The 20,360-nt window shown below is 34.2% G+C and carries 23 protein-coding genes and 1 tRNA gene; 16 read left to right on the top strand and 8 right to left on the bottom strand.

Features of this window, described 5'->3' with window-relative positions; genetic code table 11:
* The first annotated feature begins 4 nt into the window (after positions 1 to 4).
* The 4 genes from DFQ11_RS11940 to DFQ11_RS11925 all read left to right on the top strand — a co-directional run bounded on the left by DFQ11_RS11940 (position 5) and on the right by DFQ11_RS11925 (position 4,114).
* Positions 5 to 622: an arsenate-mycothiol transferase ArsC gene (locus tag DFQ11_RS11940; RefSeq protein WP_110476118.1), complete on the top strand. Its 618-nt coding sequence runs from the start codon at positions 5 to 7 to the stop codon at positions 620 to 622.
* Between the two features lie 77 nt (positions 623 to 699).
* On the top strand, positions 700 to 1,356 hold the full coding sequence (locus tag DFQ11_RS11935) for a TetR family transcriptional regulator C-terminal domain-containing protein (protein WP_110476117.1): 657 nt from the start codon (positions 700 to 702) through the stop codon (positions 1,354 to 1,356).
* Positions 1,357 to 1,361: 5 nt separating this feature from the next.
* On the top strand, positions 1,362 to 2,672 hold the full coding sequence (locus DFQ11_RS11930) for an ABC1 kinase family protein (protein WP_110476116.1): 1,311 nt from the start codon (positions 1,362 to 1,364) through the stop codon (positions 2,670 to 2,672).
* A 20-nt stretch (positions 2,673 to 2,692) separates the two neighbouring features.
* Positions 2,693 to 4,114, top strand: coding sequence for an SDR family oxidoreductase (locus DFQ11_RS11925; protein ID WP_110476115.1), 1,422 nt, complete (start codon positions 2,693 to 2,695; stop codon positions 4,112 to 4,114).
* A 198-nt stretch (positions 4,115 to 4,312) separates the two neighbouring features.
* On the opposite strand, the gene DFQ11_RS11920 is transcribed toward DFQ11_RS11925, so the two are convergent.
* Positions 4,313 to 4,780, bottom strand: a complete 468-nt coding sequence (locus tag DFQ11_RS11920) for a type II secretion system protein GspG (protein ID WP_110476114.1) — start codon at positions 4,778 to 4,780, stop codon at positions 4,313 to 4,315.
* A gap of 147 nt (positions 4,781 to 4,927) precedes the next feature.
* A complete protein-coding gene (locus tag DFQ11_RS11915) occupies positions 4,928 to 5,344 on the bottom strand; it encodes a hypothetical protein (RefSeq protein ID WP_110476113.1) in 417 nt (138 codons plus the stop codon).
* A gap of 494 nt (positions 5,345 to 5,838) precedes the next feature.
* On the opposite strand from DFQ11_RS11915, the gene folE reads away from it, so the two are divergent.
* The 6 genes from folE (at position 5,839) to DFQ11_RS11885 (ending at position 9,880) form a co-directional block, all read left to right on the top strand.
* Positions 5,839 to 6,531, top strand: a complete 693-nt coding sequence (folE, locus tag DFQ11_RS11910) for a GTP cyclohydrolase I FolE (RefSeq protein ID WP_110476112.1) — start codon at positions 5,839 to 5,841, stop codon at positions 6,529 to 6,531.
* A gap of 3 nt (positions 6,532 to 6,534) precedes the next feature.
* The gene (locus DFQ11_RS11905) at positions 6,535 to 6,762 is read left to right on the top strand and encodes a hypothetical protein (protein ID WP_110476111.1); all 228 of its coding nucleotides are present in this window, start codon (positions 6,535 to 6,537) and stop codon (positions 6,760 to 6,762) included.
* A gap of 211 nt (positions 6,763 to 6,973) precedes the next feature.
* On the top strand, positions 6,974 to 7,465 hold the full coding sequence (locus DFQ11_RS11900) for a glutathione peroxidase (RefSeq protein ID WP_110476110.1): 492 nt from the start codon (positions 6,974 to 6,976) through the stop codon (positions 7,463 to 7,465).
* Positions 7,466 to 7,530: 65 nt separating this feature from the next.
* Entirely contained in the window at positions 7,531 to 7,995 is a 465-nt protein-coding gene (locus DFQ11_RS11895) for a TspO/MBR family protein (protein WP_110476109.1), read from the top strand.
* A gap of 26 nt (positions 7,996 to 8,021) precedes the next feature.
* The gene (locus tag DFQ11_RS11890) at positions 8,022 to 8,483 is read left to right on the top strand and encodes an SRPBCC family protein (protein WP_110476108.1); all 462 of its coding nucleotides are present in this window, start codon (positions 8,022 to 8,024) and stop codon (positions 8,481 to 8,483) included.
* A gap of 92 nt (positions 8,484 to 8,575) precedes the next feature.
* Entirely contained in the window at positions 8,576 to 9,880 is a 1,305-nt protein-coding gene (locus tag DFQ11_RS11885) for a cryptochrome/photolyase family protein (protein WP_110476107.1), read from the top strand.
* A 222-nt stretch (positions 9,881 to 10,102) separates the two neighbouring features.
* On the opposite strand, the gene murA is transcribed toward DFQ11_RS11885, so the two are convergent.
* The 3 genes from murA to DFQ11_RS11870 all read right to left on the bottom strand — a co-directional run bounded on the left by murA (position 10,103) and on the right by DFQ11_RS11870 (position 12,468).
* The gene (murA, locus tag DFQ11_RS11880) at positions 10,103 to 11,419 is read right to left on the bottom strand and encodes a UDP-N-acetylglucosamine 1-carboxyvinyltransferase (protein WP_110476106.1); all 1,317 of its coding nucleotides are present in this window, start codon (positions 11,417 to 11,419) and stop codon (positions 10,103 to 10,105) included.
* A 5-nt stretch (positions 11,420 to 11,424) separates the two neighbouring features.
* Positions 11,425 to 12,084, bottom strand: coding sequence for a DUF4290 domain-containing protein (locus DFQ11_RS11875; protein ID WP_110476105.1), 660 nt, complete (start codon positions 12,082 to 12,084; stop codon positions 11,425 to 11,427).
* A gap of 90 nt (positions 12,085 to 12,174) precedes the next feature.
* Positions 12,175 to 12,468 (bottom strand): DUF493 family protein, encoded by a 294-nt coding sequence (locus DFQ11_RS11870; RefSeq protein ID WP_110476104.1) that lies wholly within the window; start codon positions 12,466 to 12,468, stop codon positions 12,175 to 12,177.
* 104 nt (positions 12,469 to 12,572) lie between these two features.
* On the opposite strand from DFQ11_RS11870, the gene DFQ11_RS11865 reads away from it, so the two are divergent.
* From DFQ11_RS11865 to DFQ11_RS11845, 5 genes are all read left to right on the top strand, one after another.
* Complete coding sequence (locus DFQ11_RS11865) at positions 12,573 to 13,115, top strand: AAA family ATPase (RefSeq protein ID WP_110476103.1); 543 nt, start codon at positions 12,573 to 12,575, stop codon at positions 13,113 to 13,115.
* On the top strand, positions 13,115 to 15,010 hold the full coding sequence (locus DFQ11_RS11860; protein WP_110476102.1) for a RecQ family ATP-dependent DNA helicase: 1,896 nt from the start codon (positions 13,115 to 13,117) through the stop codon (positions 15,008 to 15,010). Before DFQ11_RS11865 ends, DFQ11_RS11860 begins: the two co-directional genes overlap by 1 nt.
* On the top strand, positions 15,007 to 15,966 hold the full coding sequence (gene fmt / locus DFQ11_RS11855) for a methionyl-tRNA formyltransferase (protein ID WP_110476101.1): 960 nt from the start codon (positions 15,007 to 15,009) through the stop codon (positions 15,964 to 15,966). The genes DFQ11_RS11860 and fmt overlap by 4 nt, the downstream gene beginning before the upstream one ends.
* A 198-nt stretch (positions 15,967 to 16,164) precedes the next feature.
* Positions 16,165 to 16,437, top strand: coding sequence for an HU family DNA-binding protein (locus tag DFQ11_RS11850; RefSeq protein ID WP_110476100.1), 273 nt, complete (start codon positions 16,165 to 16,167; stop codon positions 16,435 to 16,437).
* Between the two features lie 131 nt (positions 16,438 to 16,568).
* Complete coding sequence (locus DFQ11_RS11845; RefSeq protein WP_110476099.1) at positions 16,569 to 17,123, top strand: YqgE/AlgH family protein; 555 nt, start codon at positions 16,569 to 16,571, stop codon at positions 17,121 to 17,123.
* Between the two features lie 633 nt (positions 17,124 to 17,756).
* Here the strand turns inward: DFQ11_RS11845 and DFQ11_RS11840 are convergent.
* Both DFQ11_RS11840 and DFQ11_RS11835 read right to left on the bottom strand, forming a co-directional pair.
* Positions 17,757 to 18,611: an aminotransferase class IV gene (locus DFQ11_RS11840; RefSeq protein ID WP_110476098.1), complete on the bottom strand. Its 855-nt coding sequence runs from the start codon at positions 18,609 to 18,611 to the stop codon at positions 17,757 to 17,759.
* 69 nt (positions 18,612 to 18,680) lie between these two features.
* Positions 18,681 to 19,073 carry an START-like domain-containing protein gene (locus tag DFQ11_RS11835; RefSeq protein ID WP_110476097.1) on the bottom strand — a complete coding sequence of 131 codons (393 nt, stop codon included), beginning with the start codon at positions 19,071 to 19,073 and terminating at the stop codon, positions 18,681 to 18,683.
* A gap of 179 nt (positions 19,074 to 19,252) precedes the next feature.
* On the opposite strand from DFQ11_RS11835, the gene DFQ11_RS11830 reads away from it, so the two are divergent.
* A tRNA-Met gene (locus tag DFQ11_RS11830) sits at positions 19,253 to 19,326 on the top strand.
* Between the two features lie 640 nt (positions 19,327 to 19,966).
* Here the strand turns inward: DFQ11_RS11830 and DFQ11_RS15190 are convergent.
* Positions 19,967 to 20,119 (bottom strand): hypothetical protein, encoded by a 153-nt coding sequence (locus DFQ11_RS15190; protein WP_158525004.1) that lies wholly within the window; start codon positions 20,117 to 20,119, stop codon positions 19,967 to 19,969.
* Positions 20,120 to 20,360 lie beyond the last annotated feature (241 nt).

Below are 20,360 nucleotides of genomic sequence, written 5' to 3'. Positions count from 1 at the left end.
CTCTATGGTGTTCAAACCAATTGAAACAGAAATCAATCAGTTAAATCACGATGCGATTTCAACCGAACGTAAAACGACCTTACAACCACTTATTGATTATATTCAACGTAAAAAGGATAATCATCAGGTCGTAAATCTCAATTTTATTTGCACACATAATTCACGCCGTAGTCATTTGTCCCAAGTTTGGGCGCAGACTATGGCGTCTTTTTTTAATATCCCTAAGGTATATTGTTATTCCGGAGGAACAGAAACTACGGCGCTCTTTCCAGTTGTGGCTGATACATTGGAAGGTTCTGGATTTAAAATCGATAGACTTTCTAAGGAAGAGAACCCTATTTGTTCTATTAAGTTCAGTCGAAACTCCCATCCTATTATAGGATTTTCAAAAACCTTTGATGCCGACTTCAATCCGCAATCCGATTTTGCAGCTATCATGACCTGTTCTAGTGCAGATGAAGCTTGTCCGCAGATATTTGGTGCCGAACAACGCATTCCCATCACCTATGAGGATCCAAAAACATTTGACCAAACCCCATTACAATTAGAAAGATATAAAGAACGAAGTCTTCAAATTGCTACAGAAATGAAATATGTGTTTTCTAAACTTAATAACACATAGATGCTAAACTTTGTTTAACTTTATTAGATATTCTTTAAACATTCGTATCTTTACTCTATATTAAATACGAATTATTAATGGCTAAGAAAAAATCAATTACCCCAACTGATCTTATAGGTTTTTATATGGATTATATGTTAAGGCATAACCAAAAACCAAAATCAGTATATGCCTTTGCGAAGGATCATCAATTTGAAGAACAAGAGTTTTATGAGTTCTTCGGCAATTTTGAGGCCTTAGAACGCACTATTTTCAAGACATTTTTTGATCATACCCTTGCAGCTTTAGAGAATAGTGAAGATTATCATTCTTTTGATGCGAAGAACAAGCTGCTTAGCTTTTATTATACTTTTTTCGAAATTCTTACAGCTAATAGAAGTTATGTTGTTCTCGCTTTAGTCAGCAGTAAAAATAAATTAGAGTCGCTTAAATCATTAAAACTTTTAAGAACAAGTTTTACATCTTATATCGAACATTTAAATATAAATGCGATTGATTTAAAACACGAGCAACTCGAAAAATTTCAAAATAAAACTTTGAAAGAATCGTTCTGGCTTCAATTATTATTTACCCTTAAATTTTGGATGGATGATACTTCAGCTTCTTTTGAAAAAACAGACATTTTTATTGAAAAATCCCTAAAAACAAGTTTCGATTTAATTGATACGACACCATTAAAGAGCATTATTGATTTCGGGAAATTTCTTTATAAGGAAAAAATGAATTCTAAATAGACCATATGAAAACCATAGATAGTATACCAATTTCAAAAATATCTCGAGCTTCTAAATTAGTCTCAACAGGAGCAAAAGTCGGTGTTAATTATTTAAAATATTACGGCGACAAAATGGTGACCTCTCGAGATGAGGCCAAGGGTCGACTTAATCAAAATAATGCAGAGGATATTTACGATAGTCTAAAAACTCTCAAAGGAAGCGCCTTAAAAGTAGCACAGATGCTCAGTATGGAAAAAAGCATATTGCCACAAGCTTATGTAGAAAAATTTTCCTTATCTCAATTTTCTGTTCCGCCCCTCTCTCCTCCTCTAGTTATAAAGACGTTTAAAAAATATTTTGGAAAGCACCCGAATGATCTATTTGATTCCTTTAATGCCAGTTCAGTGAATGCGGCTAGTATTGGTCAAGTTCATATAGCTGAAAAGGATGGAAAAAAGCTAGCTGTAAAGATTCAATATCCTGGAGTCGCAGAAAGTATTGCATCGGATTTAGCCTTGGTGAAACCTATTGCGATTAAAATGTTTAATATTAAAGGGAAAGATTCCGATAAATATTTTAAAGAAGTTGAACAAAAATTAACAGAAGAGACCAATTATAGTTTGGAACTTGCTCAAAGTAAAGAGGTTGCGAAATCTTGTGCACATATTCCGAATTTAAAATTTCCTAAATATTATGACGCTTTTTCTTCTGAACGCATAATTACCATGGATTATATGGAAGGTGAACACCTATCAGAATTCGTAGCACATAATACTAACAAAGAATTAGCCAACAAATTAGGACAAGCCCTTTGGGATTTTTATATGTACCAAATTCACATACTTAGAAAAGTTCATGCCGATCCGCATCCGGGAAATTTCTTGGTATCTAAGGGGGAGGATTTAATCGCACTAGATTTTGGGTGCATGAAAACTATTCCTGAAGATTTTTATAAACCTTATTTTGAGCTGGCAGAAAAAGAATGTATAGAAGATGCTCAACTTTTTAAAGAGAAACTCTTTGAGCTCGAGATCCTCAGGCAAGATGACTCTGAGGAAGAAGTTAAATTCTTTAGTGCGATGTTTCATGAGCTTTTGAATTTATTTACCCAGCCTTTTCATAGTGAGGTATTTGACTTCTCCAATCCTGAATTTTTTAATCAAATTTCAGAGATGGGACAGCGCTATTCTCAAAGTACCGAATTAAGAAATATGAACGGTAATAGAGGTTCAAAACATTTTATCTATATTAACAGAACCTTTTTCGGACTTTATAATTTAATGTATGATTTAAAAGCTGAAAACGTAAAGATTAATAATTTCAATTCGTTATAAACGAACTTATACAGCCCAACTTGAAGATACTTATCACTGGAACCACCGGATACATTGCAAAAAGATTATCTCTTCAGTTACTTGAAGATGATCATGAATTAGTCTGTTGTGTCCGTGATTTAAATCGGATTCCCACTGAATTAAAATCACATCCGAACACCTCTTTTATAAAAGTCGATTTTCTAAAACCTGAACAAGCCGAAATACCGAAAGATATTGAAGCCGCCTACTATTTAATTCATTCCATGGCGACCTCTTCAGACAATTTTGAAAGTTTGGAAGAAACCTGTGCGGCCAACTTTAAAGCATTAGTATCAGAAACTCAGTGTAAACAAGTCATTTATTTAAGTGGCATTGTAAATGACGATTCCTTATCTAAACATTTAAAATCGCGGCTTCAAGTTGAAAACACCTTGAAATCTGATGCTTATGCCTTAACCACCCTGAGAGCAGGAATCATTGTTGGTAGTGGTAGTGCTTCCTTTGAAATCATTAGAGATATTGTTGAGAAACTCCCTGTAATGATTACACCAAAGTGGTTAAATACTAAAACGCAACCTTTAGCTATTCGAGATATTCTTAACTACCTATCTGGCGCGTTAGGAAAAGAGGAACTTTACAATAAAAACTACGATGTTTTTGGCCCAGAAGTGCTCACTTATAAAGAAATGCTTTTACAGTTTGCTGAAATAAGAGGTTTAAAGCGTTATATCTATACCCTTCCGGTTTTATCTCCAAAAATGTCCTCGTATTGGTTGTATTTTGTTACATCCACCTCGTTTCAATTGGCTGCTGCTTTAGTGGATAGTATGAAGGTAGAGGTTATTGGTAAACCGAGCAATATCAATTCCATTATAGGCATTGAACCTATGAATTATAAAAGTGCTGTGAATTTAGCCTTTCAAAAAATTGAGCAAAACGCTGTTATTTCAAGTTGGAAAGATGCCGTGAGTAGTGGTGTTTTTAAAGACCAATTGTCAAAGCATGTAGAATTACCATCCTTTGGTTGTTTTATCGATGAAAGAGAACGACCTGTTACTGACGAAGCCTATACTATGAATCGTATTTGGAGTATTGGAGGCCGAAATGGGTGGTATAAGTTTAATTATTTATGGAAAATTCGCGGATATATCGATTTGCTCTTTGGAGGTGTTGGTTTAAGACGCGGTAGAACCAATGATACGACTCTAGAAGCAGGTGATGCATTAGATTTTTGGCGTGTATTATTAGCTGATAAGGAAGAAAAACGACTCCTTTTATTTGCTGAAATGAAATTACCTGGAGAAGCTTGGTTAGAATTTAAAATTGTTGATGATAGGCTCTACCAACGAGCGGTTTTTAGACCAAAAGGCGTATGGGGACGCTTATATTGGTATTCTGTACTTCCGTTTCATGCCTTTGTATTTAACGGCATGATTAATGCTCTGGTTGAAAAAGAGTAATACCTAAAATTTTGAGTTGTTTCATGGCTTTATTTTCAAATAAGATCTAGGCTAATTATATGCTTTTATCAAGCAAATAAGGCCTTTCCGACAACAAAAAGAACCAGTACAATTAGAATAAGTCCCACAACTATTACTTGAAACTTCATATAATTGGATATCGTCTCCCAAAATGAATTCTTTTTCATGTCAATTGCTTTATTTGGACTCTATATCATCTTCCGTTCCGAACAGCTTATCAGGTCCTGCAGAACTAATTTTAAAGCCTTGTCCGCTCGTATTAATCTCGAATTTATATTCCGTATGCCAAGCGTCTTTATTCCACTCTATTCTTATGGGACTATTTCCTATTAATGCATTCATATCTTTAGGGTAATAGCCGTATTTCTCCTTCCACTCTTCCATTCTTTCGCTCATTGCTGTTATTTCCTTTTTTGTTTTATTCGTAAAACCTGATGATCTTTGGTAGTTAAAAAATAGAAAAGCGCTAGTTAGACCAACCAGCATAAGGACTATTACCATAATAGAACTCGGTTGCAAAATATATTTTTGAAAAGCTCTATTTATGCCATCTTTCTTTTCCTTTTCCTTGATTCTTTTGTGATGCTTATCATCTTCTCGAATAAGACCAAAATCAGCTAAGGCTGAAAGTATTATTTCTATCATTTAGAAGCCCATTTTTCAAGCATTAATAAATACGACTGATTTTTAGATTTGATGATTTGTTCTGTACAATTTCTTTTTTTTCAACTCAGTTGTAGTTTACATATGATAGTTAAAAAAACAAGACCTTCATTACAGCCATTTTTGGAATTATATGTTTTCAAGATGGTGTTTCTTTAATTCATTTTTCAAGTCTATTAAAGAATCTGATTCAATAATTTGAGTATCGATGACAAATTCACTTTTATTGGTAATTAATTTTAAGTCACCCGCAAATTCTCGAATTGAATTAATTTCTGAAAGCTTTATTCGTTTTGGAATCAAGGTATTTTTTACGATCACTCCATCATCTATTGTTAGATATTGTTTTTTCTTCTCAAAGTAGTAAAGGATAAACATCGGAATTCCTGCTAGAATTTGTCCTACACCAACTGATTTTAATGACATATTTTTCCAATCACCCATAATTAAGGATAGTAAAATTAGAACAATTCCAATAAGCACAAAGAATATCCCTAATCTATAGTTACTCCTTAATCTTTCTTTTGAATATCTGATTTTCTTCATTTTAAAACGAATGGTTAATCTTAATTTTTATCTATGATAAATACATACTAAATCACATCCTAAATATAGGAATTATTCAATTATGACCAATTTGTACAATCCCATAATCGGCATTACTTATGCTCTTGTCAAAACGGAAAAAGCAAGATTAAGAATCGGAAGCATAAAAAAGCAACTACAATTGTTAATAGGCATACGATCAAGCTTCGCTGGAATTTTAATGGCCCTATTCTACCATATCTTCTTCTAAATTCTTAATTCTCTGTTAATTAATGTTTAGCTATGATGTTAAAACATTAAACATTTTGTATGTTTGAGAAAATCAAGTATCAAACTGAGGCATTAACTCTTTATGATACAGGGTTGTTTTGTTAGCTAACAGAAAGATTAACGACTAAACATTTATTGAAGACCAAGGTCTTCGTTTAAAAAACACTAAAGCGTGCTTTGATTTAAATTTGGAAACCTTAAAGACAGCACATTAAAAAGACGCTATGAACACAGTAACAATTCCTAATAAAAATGGTCATACAATTAATGACTTCAGTAATGAAGAAATTGGTGACGATCATTTATTTACAAGTTTAGACACTCCGATTAAGCCCAGTGCTTTTGAGTTGTCTGACGAAGAGAAAAAAGAACGCATCTCTATATTATTTTCAGAAATTATGGATGTTCTTGGTTTAGATTTAACCGACGACTCGTTACAAGGCACACCAAAACGTGTGGCAAAAATGTATATAGATGAGATTTTTTCTGGTTTAGATCCTAAAAACAAACCGAAAATTGCCTTGTTTGATAATAAGTATCAGTACAATCAGATGTTAGTAGAAAAGAATATTACTTTTTATTCTAACTGTGAACATCACTTTGTACCCATTATCGGGAAAGCCCATGTGGCCTATAAGTCATCAGGTAAAGTAATTGGACTTTCTAAACTTAATCGCATTGTACAGTATTACGCAAAGCGTCCTCAGGTACAAGAACGTTTAACAAATCAGATTGCCAACGAACTTAAAACCGTTTTAAACACAGAAGATGTTGCGGTGATCATAGATGCAAAGCATTTATGTGTCGCTTCAAGAGGTGTTCAAGATGATACTTCGGCAACAGTAACAACATATTATGGAGGCGAATTTAATACGCCTGCAAAAATCGCAGAATTACAAAACTATTTAAATAATTAAGCTATGGAAACAATACAGAAAGCTATAGAATTTGAAAACAGAAAGTTTTCATTTAAAACAACAAGTGACAGAATCGTAGCAGCAAGAGAGGCTAAAGACCTAATCTTAGCTATTAACGAAATTTATAAAAAAAAGAAAGACGCTAAACTCATGGATTTAATGAAGCGTTTAACGGTTATTAAGCAAAAAATTGAAAAGCGTTTAAAGGGTCGTCCTTTAACAGCCGCATAATTTTAGCTGGTTATTATTTATTGGAAAAAGCAAAGGCGAGACTACAATGTAGTCCTGACTTTGCTTTTTTTATATCATCAAGAACCTCATTTTATCCATCTAACTCCTTAACCAAATCACCTTTTTTAAAGTATCAAATTGAGATAAGCTCTAAAAAGCACCTCAGTTAAGTGCTTTTATTGGTATCTTTACTATATTAAATCCACTTGTTATGGAAGTAGCCACAACACCTGTTTACGATTTAAAAATTAACAGTTTAGCAGGAACTCCGATTGACTTACACAAGTTTAAGGGCAAAAATATCTTGTTTGTAAATGTCGCATCTCGCTGTGGTTTCACCCCTCAGTATCGAGATTTGCAAGAATTGCAAGACCGCTATAAGGACCAACTTGTCGTTATTGGCCTGCCTTGTAATCAATTTGGAAAACAAGAACCTGGTACTCCTGAAGAGATCCAAGAGTTTTGTGAAGCCAATTATGGTGTGTCATTTTTAATCACTGAAAAAGTTGATGTTAAGGGTCCTAATCAACATCCTTTGTACGCTTGGCTCACTCAAAAAAAAATTAACGGTAAAAAGAACACCACGGTTAAATGGAATTTTCAAAAATACCTTATTGACGAAAATGGTGAGTTTTTAGACTATTATTATTCAATTACCAAACCAACAAGTTCTAGAATCACCAAACATTTTAAAGAAACCTAGGTTTTACTTAAGGCTTCTTACCATAGTAGTGGATTCCTTTTTTAAAACCACAAAACCGATTACTGTTGAAAAAGTTCTATTTATTTCTTCTATTCTTAATCATTAATTTTGGCGGATTAGCCTTAGCAAGTTGGTTTATGGGTGATGCTGTTTCAGGGGATTGGTATGATTCTCTCAATAAGGCACCATGGACACCCCCAGGCTGGGTTTTTGGAGCGGCGTGGACACTAATCATGGTCTGTTTCTCTATCTATTTAAGTTATTTATTTACAATTTGGAATTCCAAAGTAGTCATTGGAACTTATAGCGTCGCTGTACTCTTAAATGTTTTATGGAATTACCTATTCTTCAATCAGCAGTTAACCACTTTAGCTTTGGTTAATATTATTATACTCACCATTATCATTATTTATTTCTTTATCAGCTTTGGTGACGATAATCTAAGTCGTTTAAAATACTTATTAGTTCCCTATATAATTTGGCTGTGCATTGCCACCTCTCTAAACGCTTATGTTGTCCTGTATAATTAAAACCATGAGCTATCTTAAATTATTAAATGAACCTATACACCCTTCATAAAAAGCAAAAGTTACCTATAAGCTTAGAACAAGCCTGGGAGTTTTTGTCTAACCCAGAAAATTTGAAAATAATAACACCAGACTATATGGGATTTCATATTTTATCTGGTGCCGATAGACCGATGTTTCCAGGGCAGATTATTCAATATATCGTCACACCTGTTTTGGGAATTAAAACCATATGGGTTACTGAAATTACCCATATTAAAGACTTAGATTATTTTGTAGACGAACAACGTTTTGGGCCTTATGCCTTATGGCATCATAAACATTTTATAAAAGAAATTGACGGCGGAATTGAGATGGAAGACCTCATTCATTATAAATTACCTTTTGGAATATTAGGGCAGCTGGTTCATCCCATTTTAGTGAAACCGAAACTGGAGGAGATTTTCAATTACCGAACTAAAAAGTTAGAAGAGTTATTTGGAACCTATTAATTGCATATTACGAATCTCTAATTGAATTATTTCAATTTGACGGCGCGTACAAATCTCTATAAAAACGAATAGATTAAAACTAAAAACACGGCATGAGTAAAAACATCAATATATTTTGGTTCCGAAGAGATTTACGGCTAGATGACAATCACGCTTTATATAAAGCTCTAAAAGCCGGCTTGCCTGTATTACCTATTTTTATTTTCGACACAGAAATCTTGAACGATTTGCAGAAAGACGATGCACGTGTCACTTTTATTCACGAACAGCTTCAACAGTTGAGGAAGAGTTTAGAAGATGACTATGGAAGTAGTATCGGGTTTTATCATGGTACACCAGAAGCTGTTTTTAGGCAACTCATTTCAGACTACACCATACATTCTGTTTTTACTAATCGTGATTATGAACCTTATGCCACTCAACGTGATACTAGGATTAAATCCCTATTCGATCGGCATAATATCGAGTTTAATACTTATAAGGATCATGTGATTTTTGAAAAAGATGAGGTCGTAAAAAAAGATGGAAGCCCCTATTTGGTGTACACGCCCTATATGAAAACCTGGAAATCAACCTTTAAAGCCCATGATTTAACCCCATTTAAAAGCGAGACTCACTTAGACCGACTTATTCAAGATAAAGAATTGCCCAATTTAAGTTTATCGGCAATTGGATTTCAACCATCAAATCAAAATATTTCTCCATATGAAGTATCTTCGAGTTTAATTCAGAATTATGAAGCCACTCGAAATTTCCCCGCAGCTGACTCGACTTCTAGACTAGGCCCTCATTTACGTTTTGGAACTGTAAGTATCAGGAAGGTTGTTAAAAAGGCTATTTCAGAAGCTAATGAGATCTTTTGGCAAGAATTAATTTGGCGTGAATTCTTTATTCAAATTTTATGGCATTTTCCACAGACCACCAACCAATCTTTTAAGCCTCAATATGATAGAATTGTTTGGAGAAATAACGAAGACGAATTTCAAAAATGGTGTGATGGTCACACTGGTTATCCTTTAGTAGATGCAGGGATGCGTCAACTCAACCAAACTGGATTTATGCACAACCGTGTTCGGATGTTAGTAGGTAGTTTTTTATGCAAGCATTTGTTAATCGATTGGCGTTGGGGTGAGGCTTATTTTGCTGAAAAATTACACGATTACGAAATGGCAAGTAATGTAGGAAACTGGCAGTGGGTTGCTGGCACTGGTGTTGACGCTTCACCTTATTTCAGAATATTTAATCCGACCACACAGATTCAGAAGTTTGACAAACATCATGACTACATAAAAACTTGGGTTCCAGAATATCAAGAATCCTCCTATCCACAACCGATGGTCGATCACAAAGAAGCACGAGAACGCTGCTTAAAAACCTATAAATCCGCATTACAATAATTAAAATTTAAAAATTTTAATTATTTCGCATAATAAACGTTAATTTTATACGTTATATAACTATAAGACTGTGAAGGTCTTAACGAAAATAACCATTTCAACAAACAATTTCGAAAAGCTCTGAATTAGTCTCAGGGCTTTTTGAATGGGCTCATTCTTCCCATAGAAAAAGCTTCAAGTGTTTACCTGAAGCTTTTCTTTATAAAGAAATAAGTAGACCTTTTAATTCCCTTCTAAACGTTCAATTTTAGCACCAATGGCTCTTAAACGCTCATCTATGTTTTCGTAGCCACGATCAATCTGTTCAATATTATGAATTGTTGAAGTTCCTTTTGCAGATAATGCTGCAATTAGTAAAGATACACCTGCTCTAATATCTGGAGATGTCATGGTTGTAGCCTTCAATTTCGATTTAAAATCGTGACCTATAACTGTTGCTCTATGTGGATCACAAAGAATAATCTTAGCACCCATATCAATCAACTTATCGACGAAGAATAGTCGGCTTTCAAACATTTTCTGATGTACGATAGCTGCTCCTCTTGCTTGAGTTAGTACCACTAAGATAATACTCAACAAGTCAGGCGTAAATCCTGGCCAAGGTGCATCTGCAATTGTTAAGATAGACCCATCGATATAGTTTTGTACCTCGTAGCCATCTTTATGAGCTGGGATATAAATATCATCGCCTCTTCTTTCTACAGTAATCCCTATTTTTCTGAATACAGATGGAATCACTCCTAAATCGTCCCAACTGACATTGGTGATGGTCAATTCACTTTTAGTCATTGCGGCCAAACCAATCCAGCTTCCTATTTCAATCATATCAGGTAGCATTCTATGCTCCGTTCCACCTAACTCATCAACACCTTCAATCGTTAGTAAGTTAGAGCCCACGCCTGAAATCTTTGCTCCCATTCTATTCAGCATCTTACAAAGTTGCTGTAAATAAGGTTCACATGCGGCATTATAAATTGTGGTAGTCCCTTCAGCTAAAACTGCAGCCATAACAATATTCGCCGTTCCAGTAACCGACGCTTCATCTAAAAGCATATAAGTTCCTTTCAGCTTATCTGCCTCTACTCCATAGAACAACTCCTCTTTATTATAGCGGAATTTAGCGCCGAGATTAATAAAACCTTCAAAATGTGTATCTAAACGACGACGGCCAATTTTATCACCACCTGGTTTTGGAATATACCCTTTACCAAAGCGTGCAAGTAAAGGTCCAACAATCATTATTGATCCTCTTAGACCTTTGCCGTCCTCTTTAAACTCAGCCGATTCTAAATAGGCCAAGTTCAGTTCATCTGCTTTGAATATATAAGAACCCTTTCCTAATTGATTCACCTTAACCCCTAATTTCTCTAATAGAGCGATGAGTTTATTGACATCGATAATATCTGGAATGTTGTCTATCTTAACTTCTTCAGCAGTTAAAAGTACTGCACATAAGATCTGTAGTGCTTCGTTTTTTGCCCCTTGTGGTTGAATTTTCCCCTTTAATTGGTGACCACCTTCAATTTTAAATGTACCCATTCGTCTTAATAACGTTTTCTGTTACTCGAATATTTTTTCTTGTTTGATGAAGAACTCTTTTTGTTAGAATTAGTCTTAGAACCGTACTTTGATTTTGTTCTCAGCAAACTAGTGGCATCACTAAGATCTTCTTCGCTATTCTTTAAGTTGATTTTACCATCTGAAAGTTCGTATAAATGATCGAAAATCACATCATCTTCTACCGTGTCTTTATTCCAATTTAGGAAGCACTTTTTCATATGGTTTGCAATCGTATACGTCAAAGCATCTTTTAACTCTCCATCTTCCCAACTTACAGCCACATCGATCATTGTTTTTATATTATTACCATAAAAACGATATTTCGGATGATTTTGTGGATATTTTAGAGGTTCTGGTCTGGCTTGAATTTCTTCTTTTGACGGCTCACCATAAGGCGAATCTACATCAATATCAAAATCGGCCATTATGAATAACTGATCCCATAATTTATGTTGAAAATCTGGCACATCTCTTAAATGCGGCTGTAGATTTCCCATTACAGAAATTATAGCTTTGGCTATTTTATTTCGTTCTTCTTTTGTTTCGCGAGTCTTAGCGTAATTAATCATCTTTTGTAGATGACGTCCGTATTCCGGAATAATTAAATGCTCGCGTTCTGTGTTGTATTCTAAATCGTCAATCAAAATTATAAAATGTGTAGTATATAGTTTAAAAACCTGTAGTCTGTAGGTTTTGTTGCAAAGTACGAAAAAATAAGTAGCTTAAAAGAAATTTTATAAGGAAATTACACCCTCTACTTTTTCAGCGACTTCCTTATATTTTTCAATGACTAATTCAGGTGTTTTCATTCTAACATTCACGGAAACGCTAGTATATTTGCCGTTCTTAGATTCGTTAGTAGTTATTACAGCACCTAAATTATCAAAAATATTCTCAATACTTTTTACTCCTTTGGTATTAGAAAGCACTATAAATTTGTACAAATATTCAGATGGCCAAGTGGCTGTATCATAGAGCTGTGACTTTAATTTTTCGTAAAATTCGTCTGTTTTTTTTGAACTATCCATATTGAAATTTTTCAGTTGCAAAGATACGTTTAACTTTACATTTTTAAGTTTTAATTTTTATCACTTATTTTTATCCCATTATTTATAACAAAAATAAAGCCAATTTGAATCCAAAAAAAGTTGTCATTGCAGGAGGTCCAGGGACTGGAAAAACTACTATTATTTCTGAATTAAAGAAACGTGGTTTTTTGTGCTACGATGAAATTTCACGAAAAATCACTTTGCAAGCTAGAAAAGATGGCATTGAACAACTCTTTTTAACCGATCCGCTTTTGTTCAGTCAGAAACTGCTGGAAGGCCGAACGCAACAATATAAAGATGCGGAAAAGGAGACTGAAGATATTGTATTTTTAGACCGCGGCATTCCTGATGTTGTGGCTTATATGGATTTTATTGGTGACACCTATCCTGAACATTTTGTTGAAGCTTGCGAAATTCACAAATACGATCGCATCTTTATTTTAGCGCCATGGCAAGAGATTTTCACTAGTGATAGTGAACGATATGAGAACTTTGAAGAAGCTAAAGACATTCATAAACATTTACTAGCCACTTATAAGCGCTATGGTTATGAACTTATAGATGTTCCTTTTGGAAGTGTAGAAAATAGGGCCGATTTTATATTGGAGTCCTTAAATTTGCAATAATGCATCCTATAGAAGTTTTAGAGCGGTATTGGAATCACACCTCCTTTAGACCGCTTCAAGAAGAGATTATCACTTCGGTTTTAAACCATGAGGATACCTTTGCTTTACTCCCAACTGGAGGCGGAAAATCGGTTTGCTTTCAGATTCCTGCTTTAATTCAAGATGGAATTTGTATCGTAATTTCCCCATTAATCGCTTTAATGAAGGATCAGGTCAATACCTTAAAAGCCAAAGGGATTAAAGCCATTGCCTTGACTTCTGGCATGTCTTACAAAGATTTAGATACTCAGTTAGACAATTGCATTTACGGAAATTATAAATTTTTGTACTTATCACCAGAACGTTTACAACAAACCTTGGTTAAAGAACGCATACAACAAATGCGTGTAAATTTAATTGCTGTAGACGAAGCACATTGTATTAGTCAATGGGGTAATGATTTCCGACCAGCTTATAAAAACATTAGCAGCTTGCGAGAGATGCATCCACATGTAACTTGCATTGCCTTAACCGCCTCTGCAAAACACGATGTGATTGATGATATTGTTGAGAATCTCGATTTTATCAACCCCAACATCTTTAAAGCTTCATTTGCTCGACCAAATATTGCTTATGGTGTGATGCATACCGATGATAAGTTATTTCATTTAGAACATCTTTTAAACAGACATGCCGGATCTTCTATTGTTTATGTACGCAATAGAAGAGCCACCATTGATATTCATAATTATTTAACAGCTAAAAATTTTTCATCTACCTTCTATCACGGTGGTATCACCAATAAGGAAAAGCAAGAACGTTTGACCCAATGGATTAACGGTCAGAAGCGGATTATGGTAGCGACTACAGCCTTCGGAATGGGAATTGACAAGGCTAATGTACGAAGCGTAATTCATTATAATCTCCCTGAAAGTTTAGAAAGTTATTATCAAGAAGCCGGGAGAGCTGGTCGTGATGGTAAATTAGCTCATGCCATTATTTTAAAACAGCATATTGACGAGGATCGACTTAGGAGTCAGTTTTTAAACACCTTACCTTCGGTTACATTTGTAAAAACGGTGTATAATAAATTGTGTAATTATTTTCAGATTTCTTATGGCGAAGGTGAAAATACGATGCACCAATTGGACTTTAAGTCGTTTTGTACGCATTATAAACTAAGTGCGAGTATTACTTATAATGCACTCATCTTATTAGACCGAAATGCGATTATAACTTTAACCCAGCATTTTAACTTCAGAACTAAGATCCAGTTTACCACCACCAATGCGGTTTTATTTAAGTATTTAGAAACCCATAAAGATTTAAACCTGTTGGTAAAAGTTCTACTAAGAACCTATGGTGGGATTTTTGATTATGAGACTAAAGTGAATCTAAATTTAGTCGTTCAAAAGTCGAAACTTTCTGAAGCTCAAGTCATCGCTCAATTGCAACGCCTTGAGAAGAATGAAGTTATAAGTCTGCAAATGGCCAATACAGATTCTGAAATCACCTTTTTAAAACCACGAGAAGATGATATTACCATCAATCCGATTGCCAAGATTATAGAGCAACAACATATGCTTACCCATAATCAGATTGAGTCGGTATTACGCTATATTAAAAATGATTCTGTTTGTAGGAGTCAGCAATTGCTGAATTATTTCGGCGAAAAATCGACAGCCACTTGTGGACAATGTTCGGTTTGTATCGCTAAAGCTTCGGCAGGAACCACTATTAATACCGAAACTATTAAGCTTCAAATTTTAAAATTATTGGAGACCGAGGCTTTATCCTCTAGACAATTATTACAGAAAATACAATGTTCGGAACAAGAATTGATACAACAGCTATCAGAACTTATCGAGCTAAAACAAATAACATTAACACACGCTAATACGTATATACCAGTATGACAACGAAACGTGATTTACGCATTGTTTTTATGGGCACACCAGATTTTGCTGTCGCCACCTTAAAAGCACTTCTTGACCATAATTATAAAGTGGTTGGAGTTATTACTGCTCCAGACCGACCTGCAGGCCGTGGACAAAAACTAAGATCATCGGCAGTAAAGGAATTTGCATTGCAGCATGATTTAAAAGTCTTACAGCCTACAAACTTAAAAGCAGATGCCTTTCTTGAAGAGTTAAAAGCTTTAAATGCCAATTTACAAATCATTGTAGCTTTTAGAATGCTCCCAAAAGTGGTTTGGCAAATGCCTGAGTACGGTACTTTCAATTTACATGCGTCATTATTGCCACAATATCGCGGTGCAGCACCAATTCACTGGGCTATTATTAACGGTGAAACCAAAACAGGAGTGACCACTTTCTTTATTGACGAAAAGATAGATACAGGTGCTATTATTGATAGTAAAGAAACCACGATAAGACCAACAACTACGGTTGGCGAATTACATGATGAATTAATGACTATTGGCAGTGAACTAGTTATTAAGACTGTAGAACAAATTGAAAACGATTCTGTAAGCACTCTCGTTCAACCACAAACCGATGATTTAAAAACGGCTTACAAACTGAATAGAGACAATTGTAAAATTGATTGGTCGCTATCTATTGATACTATATATAATAAGATTAGAGGCTTGAACCCCTTTCCAACCGCTTGGTGCTATTTGTACAATGGAGAAGACAAGCCGTTATCCGTTAAAATTTACGGCGTAGAAAAGGTTGAGGCCGATCATAATTTAGCCCCAGGAACCATCACGACCACTAGAACAGATTTACAAGTGGCCTGTGAAGGTGGTTATATAAACATCTTAGAAATTCAATTACCAGGAAAGCGTAAAATGGATGTAAAATCTCTTTTAAATGGGTTTCAATTTTGTGATTCAGCAAAACTGCTCTAAACCCTTATAGGCATTGCATTTGCGAAATATCAGCTAAAATCCCCTAGGGTTATTAACAAATGCCCTAAGTTATTAACAAATTCTCGTATTTCCCTTGCTATTACTTGTATAGCTTAATAATCCTAATAATTTTGTGTATGGATTTTTAAGAACTATTATCTAAAAACCAAAATAATTAACATTTAAAATTAAATATTTATGAACAAAACAGATTTAATTAATGGAATGGCAGAGAATGCTGGTATTACAAAAGCAGCTGCTAAAAAAGCATTAGATTCATTATTAGTTGATATCGAAGGAGCTTTACAAAAAGGCAACAGAGTATCTCTAGTAGGTTTTGGTTCTTGGTCAGTTTCTAGAAGAGCTGCAAGAGACGGAAGAAACCCACAAACTGGAAAGACGATTAAGATCAAAGCTAAAAATGTAGTAAAGTTTAAGGCAGGTTCTGACTTAAGTAACGCTATAAACTAAGACATTTTTTTGTTTAAAATACTAAGCCTGCTCTATGAGCAGGTTTTTTTTTTGGCTAAGTTTAATGGAATTATATTGTTTTTTTAACAAAAAAAAACTAGATTTAATAATCTTAAAACTGAGAAGACATAATGAACAAGCCAGAAAAAGGTAATTTATTAATTGCCGAACCCTCAATTATCGGCGATATTTCATTTAATCGTGCAGTGATTTTATTAGCCGATCACAATGCATTAGGGTCAGTTGGGTTTATACTAAACAAACCATTAAATTACAACCTAAAAGATCTTATTGAAGGAACCGATTCTACCTTTACCGTTTATAATGGCGGACCTGTAGAGCAAGACAATCTTTATTTCATTCATAAACTACCGGAACTTATTCCAGATAGCGTAGAGATATCTCACGGTATTTTTTGGGGTGGAGATTTTAGTGTGGTGATTGATTTAATCAATGAAGGTAAGATTGCCAATAGTGATATCCGTTTCTTTTTAGGGTATTCGGGTTGGGATGAACAGCAGTTGGATCACGAACTTAAGTCTAATGCTTGGTTGGTTTCAGAAAATATTCACAATAAAGAAATTATTGCTAAGCCTTGTCATTCTTTTTGGAGAGATAAGATGATTGAGCTTGGTGGTGACTATTGTATTTGGTCTAATGCTCCGGAGAATCCTAGTTATAATTAGTGGGTGGATTAATGTTGAGATTATATTTTTTAAAGACACTAATTTCACCAATTCTCACGAATATCTCAGTGCTGAATTTCTCTAATATATATCATCTAATAACTAACAACTACGAACTAAAGATTAACAACTCGCATAGACACTAATCTTCACGAATGTATCAGCGATGAATTCCTCTAATTTACTCTCAACTAACAACTGATAACTCACAACTAACAACTACTAACTAAAGACTACGACTTGTATAGACACTAATTTCACTAATCTTCACGAATGTATCAGTGATGAATTCCACTAATTTACTCTCAACTAACAACTGATAATTAACAACTGATAACTCACAACTGACAACTACGAACTAAAGACTAACAACTTGTATAGACACTAATTTCACCAATCTTCACGAATGTATCAGTGATGAATTCCACTAATTTACTCACAACTAACAACTGATAACTCACAACTGACAACTGACAACTAACAACTACGAACTAAAGACTAACAACTCGCAAAGACACTAATTTCACTAATTCTCACTAATATCTCAGTGACGAATTTTACAAATCAACTATTTACCCCTAACTGACAGCTGAAAACTATTAACTAAGTTCTACAAGCTAACACCTTGTTTATTTAGGATTGTAACCTCAGTTTAGCGTTTAGTTTGTTTATTAAGGTTTGGGCGAAATCACTAGTGTAGTGTTTTTTGCGGTATTTGGTGATTGGAACAATGCCTTTAATCACGTTAGTTACAAATAATTCGTCAGCTTTTTGAAGTTCAAAAGGACTAATAGGCGCTTCCTCTACCGTTATATTTACATCTTCTGCCAGCAATGCTAATATTTGTTTACGCATAACCCCTTTTAAACAGCCTTCTTCTAATGGTGGTGTTTTTATATGTCCATCTTTCACTAAGAACAAATTGCCATTTAGAGCCTCTACAACACTCTTATTTGTATTCAGCAATAAACAGTTGTCAAAATCATTTTCCTTAGCGTAAATACTTCCTATTATCTGTATAGCCTTATTATTTGACTTTAATCCTGACAGTAATCCGGGTGCTATATAATAATCTTTATATAAGTCGACCACACAGCTTGCATTCGTATCTATAGAATAAAAGGGATTTTCTAGTGGTTCTGCGCTGATGTTATACCCTATTTTAGCGTTGTCAGATGGTAAGTATAAGCCTCCTTCACCTCTATCGACATTAATTCTTAATCTTGCAGATGATTGCAATAAGTCGTTTGCAAAAAGTGTTTTATTGATTTCATCCTCTAGAAATTCCATAGTGAAACTCATTGGAATATCCATTCGCATAATACGCATCGAAGACATAAGTCTAAAATAATGGTCTTCCCAAAAGAAGATTTTTCCATTAACTACCTTAAGCGTTTCAAAGAGCGCGTCGCCGTATTTATAACCTCTATTTTGGATGCTAAGTTGAGATTTTGCGAGAGTGAGAATAGTTCCGTTATAATTTACCATAAAAAAAAAAGTCTCGATTTATTTTAGATTAAATCGAGACAAATATATAATAGAATAATTAGTTAGGCCTTATGCCGACCCTAAAACTTGTTTTAAGCTAGAAATTTGGTTCTCCCATAACATTTTCCCTTCGTCGATTTCATCTTCATCAGCAAAATCAGTAATCATTAAAGACACGTCTTTGGTAATTTCGTCTACTTGTATTCGGATTTCAAAATAACTTGAAGCACCATCTTCTTCGTCTGCTAGCCAACGAAACTTAATGCGTTCGCCACTTTTTTTACTTAAGACTTTGGCTTGTTCTTCAGATCCATCCCAAATAAAAGTAAATAATTCTCCACGCGAGTTAACGTTATCTGCAAACCATTCTGATAAGCCAGAAGGCGTTGCTATATATTGGTATAATAGTGAAGGTGATGCGTGAATCACAAACTCCATTTCAAATTTTTCTTTCTCATCCATATTTAATAGTATTATGTGCTCAATATATACAATTATAGTTGAGTTTAAAACAATAAATTAAAATTATTTTTTTTTAGAAATTATTGTTTGATGTGTTGATTTTGTTTTTATATTTGCAGCCGCAATTAGGCATATGTTTCTGCGGATATAAATTAGAAACATGTGTAAATTATAATTATGGCGAGGTAGCTCAGTCGGTTAGAGCGTCGGATTCATAACCCGGAGGTCACGAGTTCAATTCTCGTTCTCGCTACAATAGTAAAGTCCAGCATGGGAATGTTGGACTTTTTTTATGCGTTGCACTAAAGCTCGTTTTAAAGTGGAAAAGCATAAAAAAGGCCGTCGCAATGCTTGGGCATTTCTGACTTTTACTGTTGTAAAGCATTCCCCTTTAGAATCAGCGAAGCTAATTCTCGAAAAATCTAGTTCATATAAAGCATAAAAAAAATAGTTGCGCCTAATTTTGCGGTAAATGACTTTAGTCTTATTTCTGCGGTAAATAATTAGTGTTTGTCAGAGATCTAAACACAGACCTACTCAGATTAGGTGGATCTTTTTCTTTAATTATAAAGGCAAAATATTTAGTGAATTTGATGCACACCGAATTATTACAATCCCACTGAAGTGGTGGCTATGGTTTATTGTAAAGCTACGGAAGAGTTATCTGATCTAAACTTAGAGTCATTAATAATACGTTGGTCAAATAACTGAAATCATTGATACATAAACTGAAGCCATTGAAGGAACCGTTGTAAGCCGTTGATTACGACCTTTATTGATGTCAAAAGTTTAAAATAGCAGCCTACGAGTATTCATAAAACTTTATAGCTAATTCAATGAGTTTTGAACTACAGTACTTTGTTGTGCGTTGATTTTTTTTACTATTATCTGCCTTATCTCCATTCCTTTGTTGATGAATTATATGTGTTAGCTTCTCCAAGACTTAATCCAAACCAAACTATATAAGTTAAATCAGTTTTATTCTCGTAAAAAGCTTCACTGTTTTCAAGTTCACCAAGTCCAATTTCGGAAACGTTTTCAGGCAATCTATTTTTATCTGATTTAAATTTCTGTACTTTTTTAATTATTAATTACGCATATTTTTCTCGCTCGTTTTCTACGCTACAACCGATAATTGTAAGAAAGAATATAAAAACCAATATTTTAAATCTTATTCTCACTTTTTTATATTTAAAATCCGTTGTCTATAAATCGTTTTTCTCAATTATTACAGGTTTTATGAGCTTCCGCACAACTATTGGGTATAGACAATAGTTTAATTTTCTC

It is taken from the genome of Winogradskyella epiphytica (assembly GCF_003217215.1).
In the GTDB taxonomy this organism is placed as follows: Bacteria; Bacteroidota; Bacteroidia; order Flavobacteriales; family Flavobacteriaceae; genus Winogradskyella; species Winogradskyella epiphytica.
The sequence above is the reverse complement of the archived record's forward strand: the minus strand, read 5'-3'. Positions and strand labels throughout refer to the sequence as shown.

Bases quoted from the DNA above. Each gene is read 5' to 3' on its own strand.
- DFQ11_RS11885 (WP_110476107.1), top strand. From the start codon at position 8,576: ATGAGTAAAAACATCAATATATTTTGGTTCCGAAGAGATTTACGGCTA.
- DFQ11_RS11930 (WP_110476116.1), top strand. From the start codon at position 1,362: ATGAAAACCATAGATAGTATACCAATTTCAAAAATATCTCGAGCTTCT.
- DFQ11_RS11840 (WP_110476098.1), bottom strand. From the start codon at position 18,611: ATGGTAAATTATAACGGAACTATTCTCACTCTCGCAAAATCTCAACTT.
- DFQ11_RS11835 (WP_110476097.1), bottom strand. From the start codon at position 19,073: ATGGATGAGAAAGAAAAATTTGAAATGGAGTTTGTGATTCACGCATCA.
- DFQ11_RS11870 (WP_110476104.1), bottom strand. From the start codon at position 12,468: ATGGATAGTTCAAAAAAAACAGACGAATTTTACGAAAAATTAAAGTCA.
- murA (WP_110476106.1), bottom strand. From the start codon at position 11,419: ATGGGTACATTTAAAATTGAAGGTGGTCACCAATTAAAGGGGAAAATT.
- DFQ11_RS11850 (WP_110476100.1), top strand. From the start codon at position 16,165: ATGAACAAAACAGATTTAATTAATGGAATGGCAGAGAATGCTGGTATT.
- DFQ11_RS11935 (WP_110476117.1), top strand. From the start codon at position 700: ATGGCTAAGAAAAAATCAATTACCCCAACTGATCTTATAGGTTTTTAT.
- DFQ11_RS11920 (WP_110476114.1), bottom strand. From the start codon at position 4,780: ATGATAGAAATAATACTTTCAGCCTTAGCTGATTTTGGTCTTATTCGA.
- DFQ11_RS11900 (WP_110476110.1), top strand. From the start codon at position 6,974: ATGGAAGTAGCCACAACACCTGTTTACGATTTAAAAATTAACAGTTTA.
- DFQ11_RS11845 (WP_110476099.1), top strand. From the start codon at position 16,569: ATGAACAAGCCAGAAAAAGGTAATTTATTAATTGCCGAACCCTCAATT.
- DFQ11_RS11940 (WP_110476118.1), top strand. From the start codon at position 5: ATGGTGTTCAAACCAATTGAAACAGAAATCAATCAGTTAAATCACGAT.
- folE (WP_110476112.1), top strand. From the start codon at position 5,839: ATGAACACAGTAACAATTCCTAATAAAAATGGTCATACAATTAATGAC.
- DFQ11_RS11915 (WP_110476113.1), bottom strand. From the start codon at position 5,344: ATGAAGAAAATCAGATATTCAAAAGAAAGATTAAGGAGTAACTATAGA.
- DFQ11_RS11905 (WP_110476111.1), top strand. From the start codon at position 6,535: ATGGAAACAATACAGAAAGCTATAGAATTTGAAAACAGAAAGTTTTCA.
- fmt (WP_110476101.1), top strand. From the start codon at position 15,007: ATGACAACGAAACGTGATTTACGCATTGTTTTTATGGGCACACCAGAT.
- DFQ11_RS11890 (WP_110476108.1), top strand. From the start codon at position 8,022: ATGAACCTATACACCCTTCATAAAAAGCAAAAGTTACCTATAAGCTTA.
- DFQ11_RS11860 (WP_110476102.1), top strand. From the start codon at position 13,115: ATGCATCCTATAGAAGTTTTAGAGCGGTATTGGAATCACACCTCCTTT.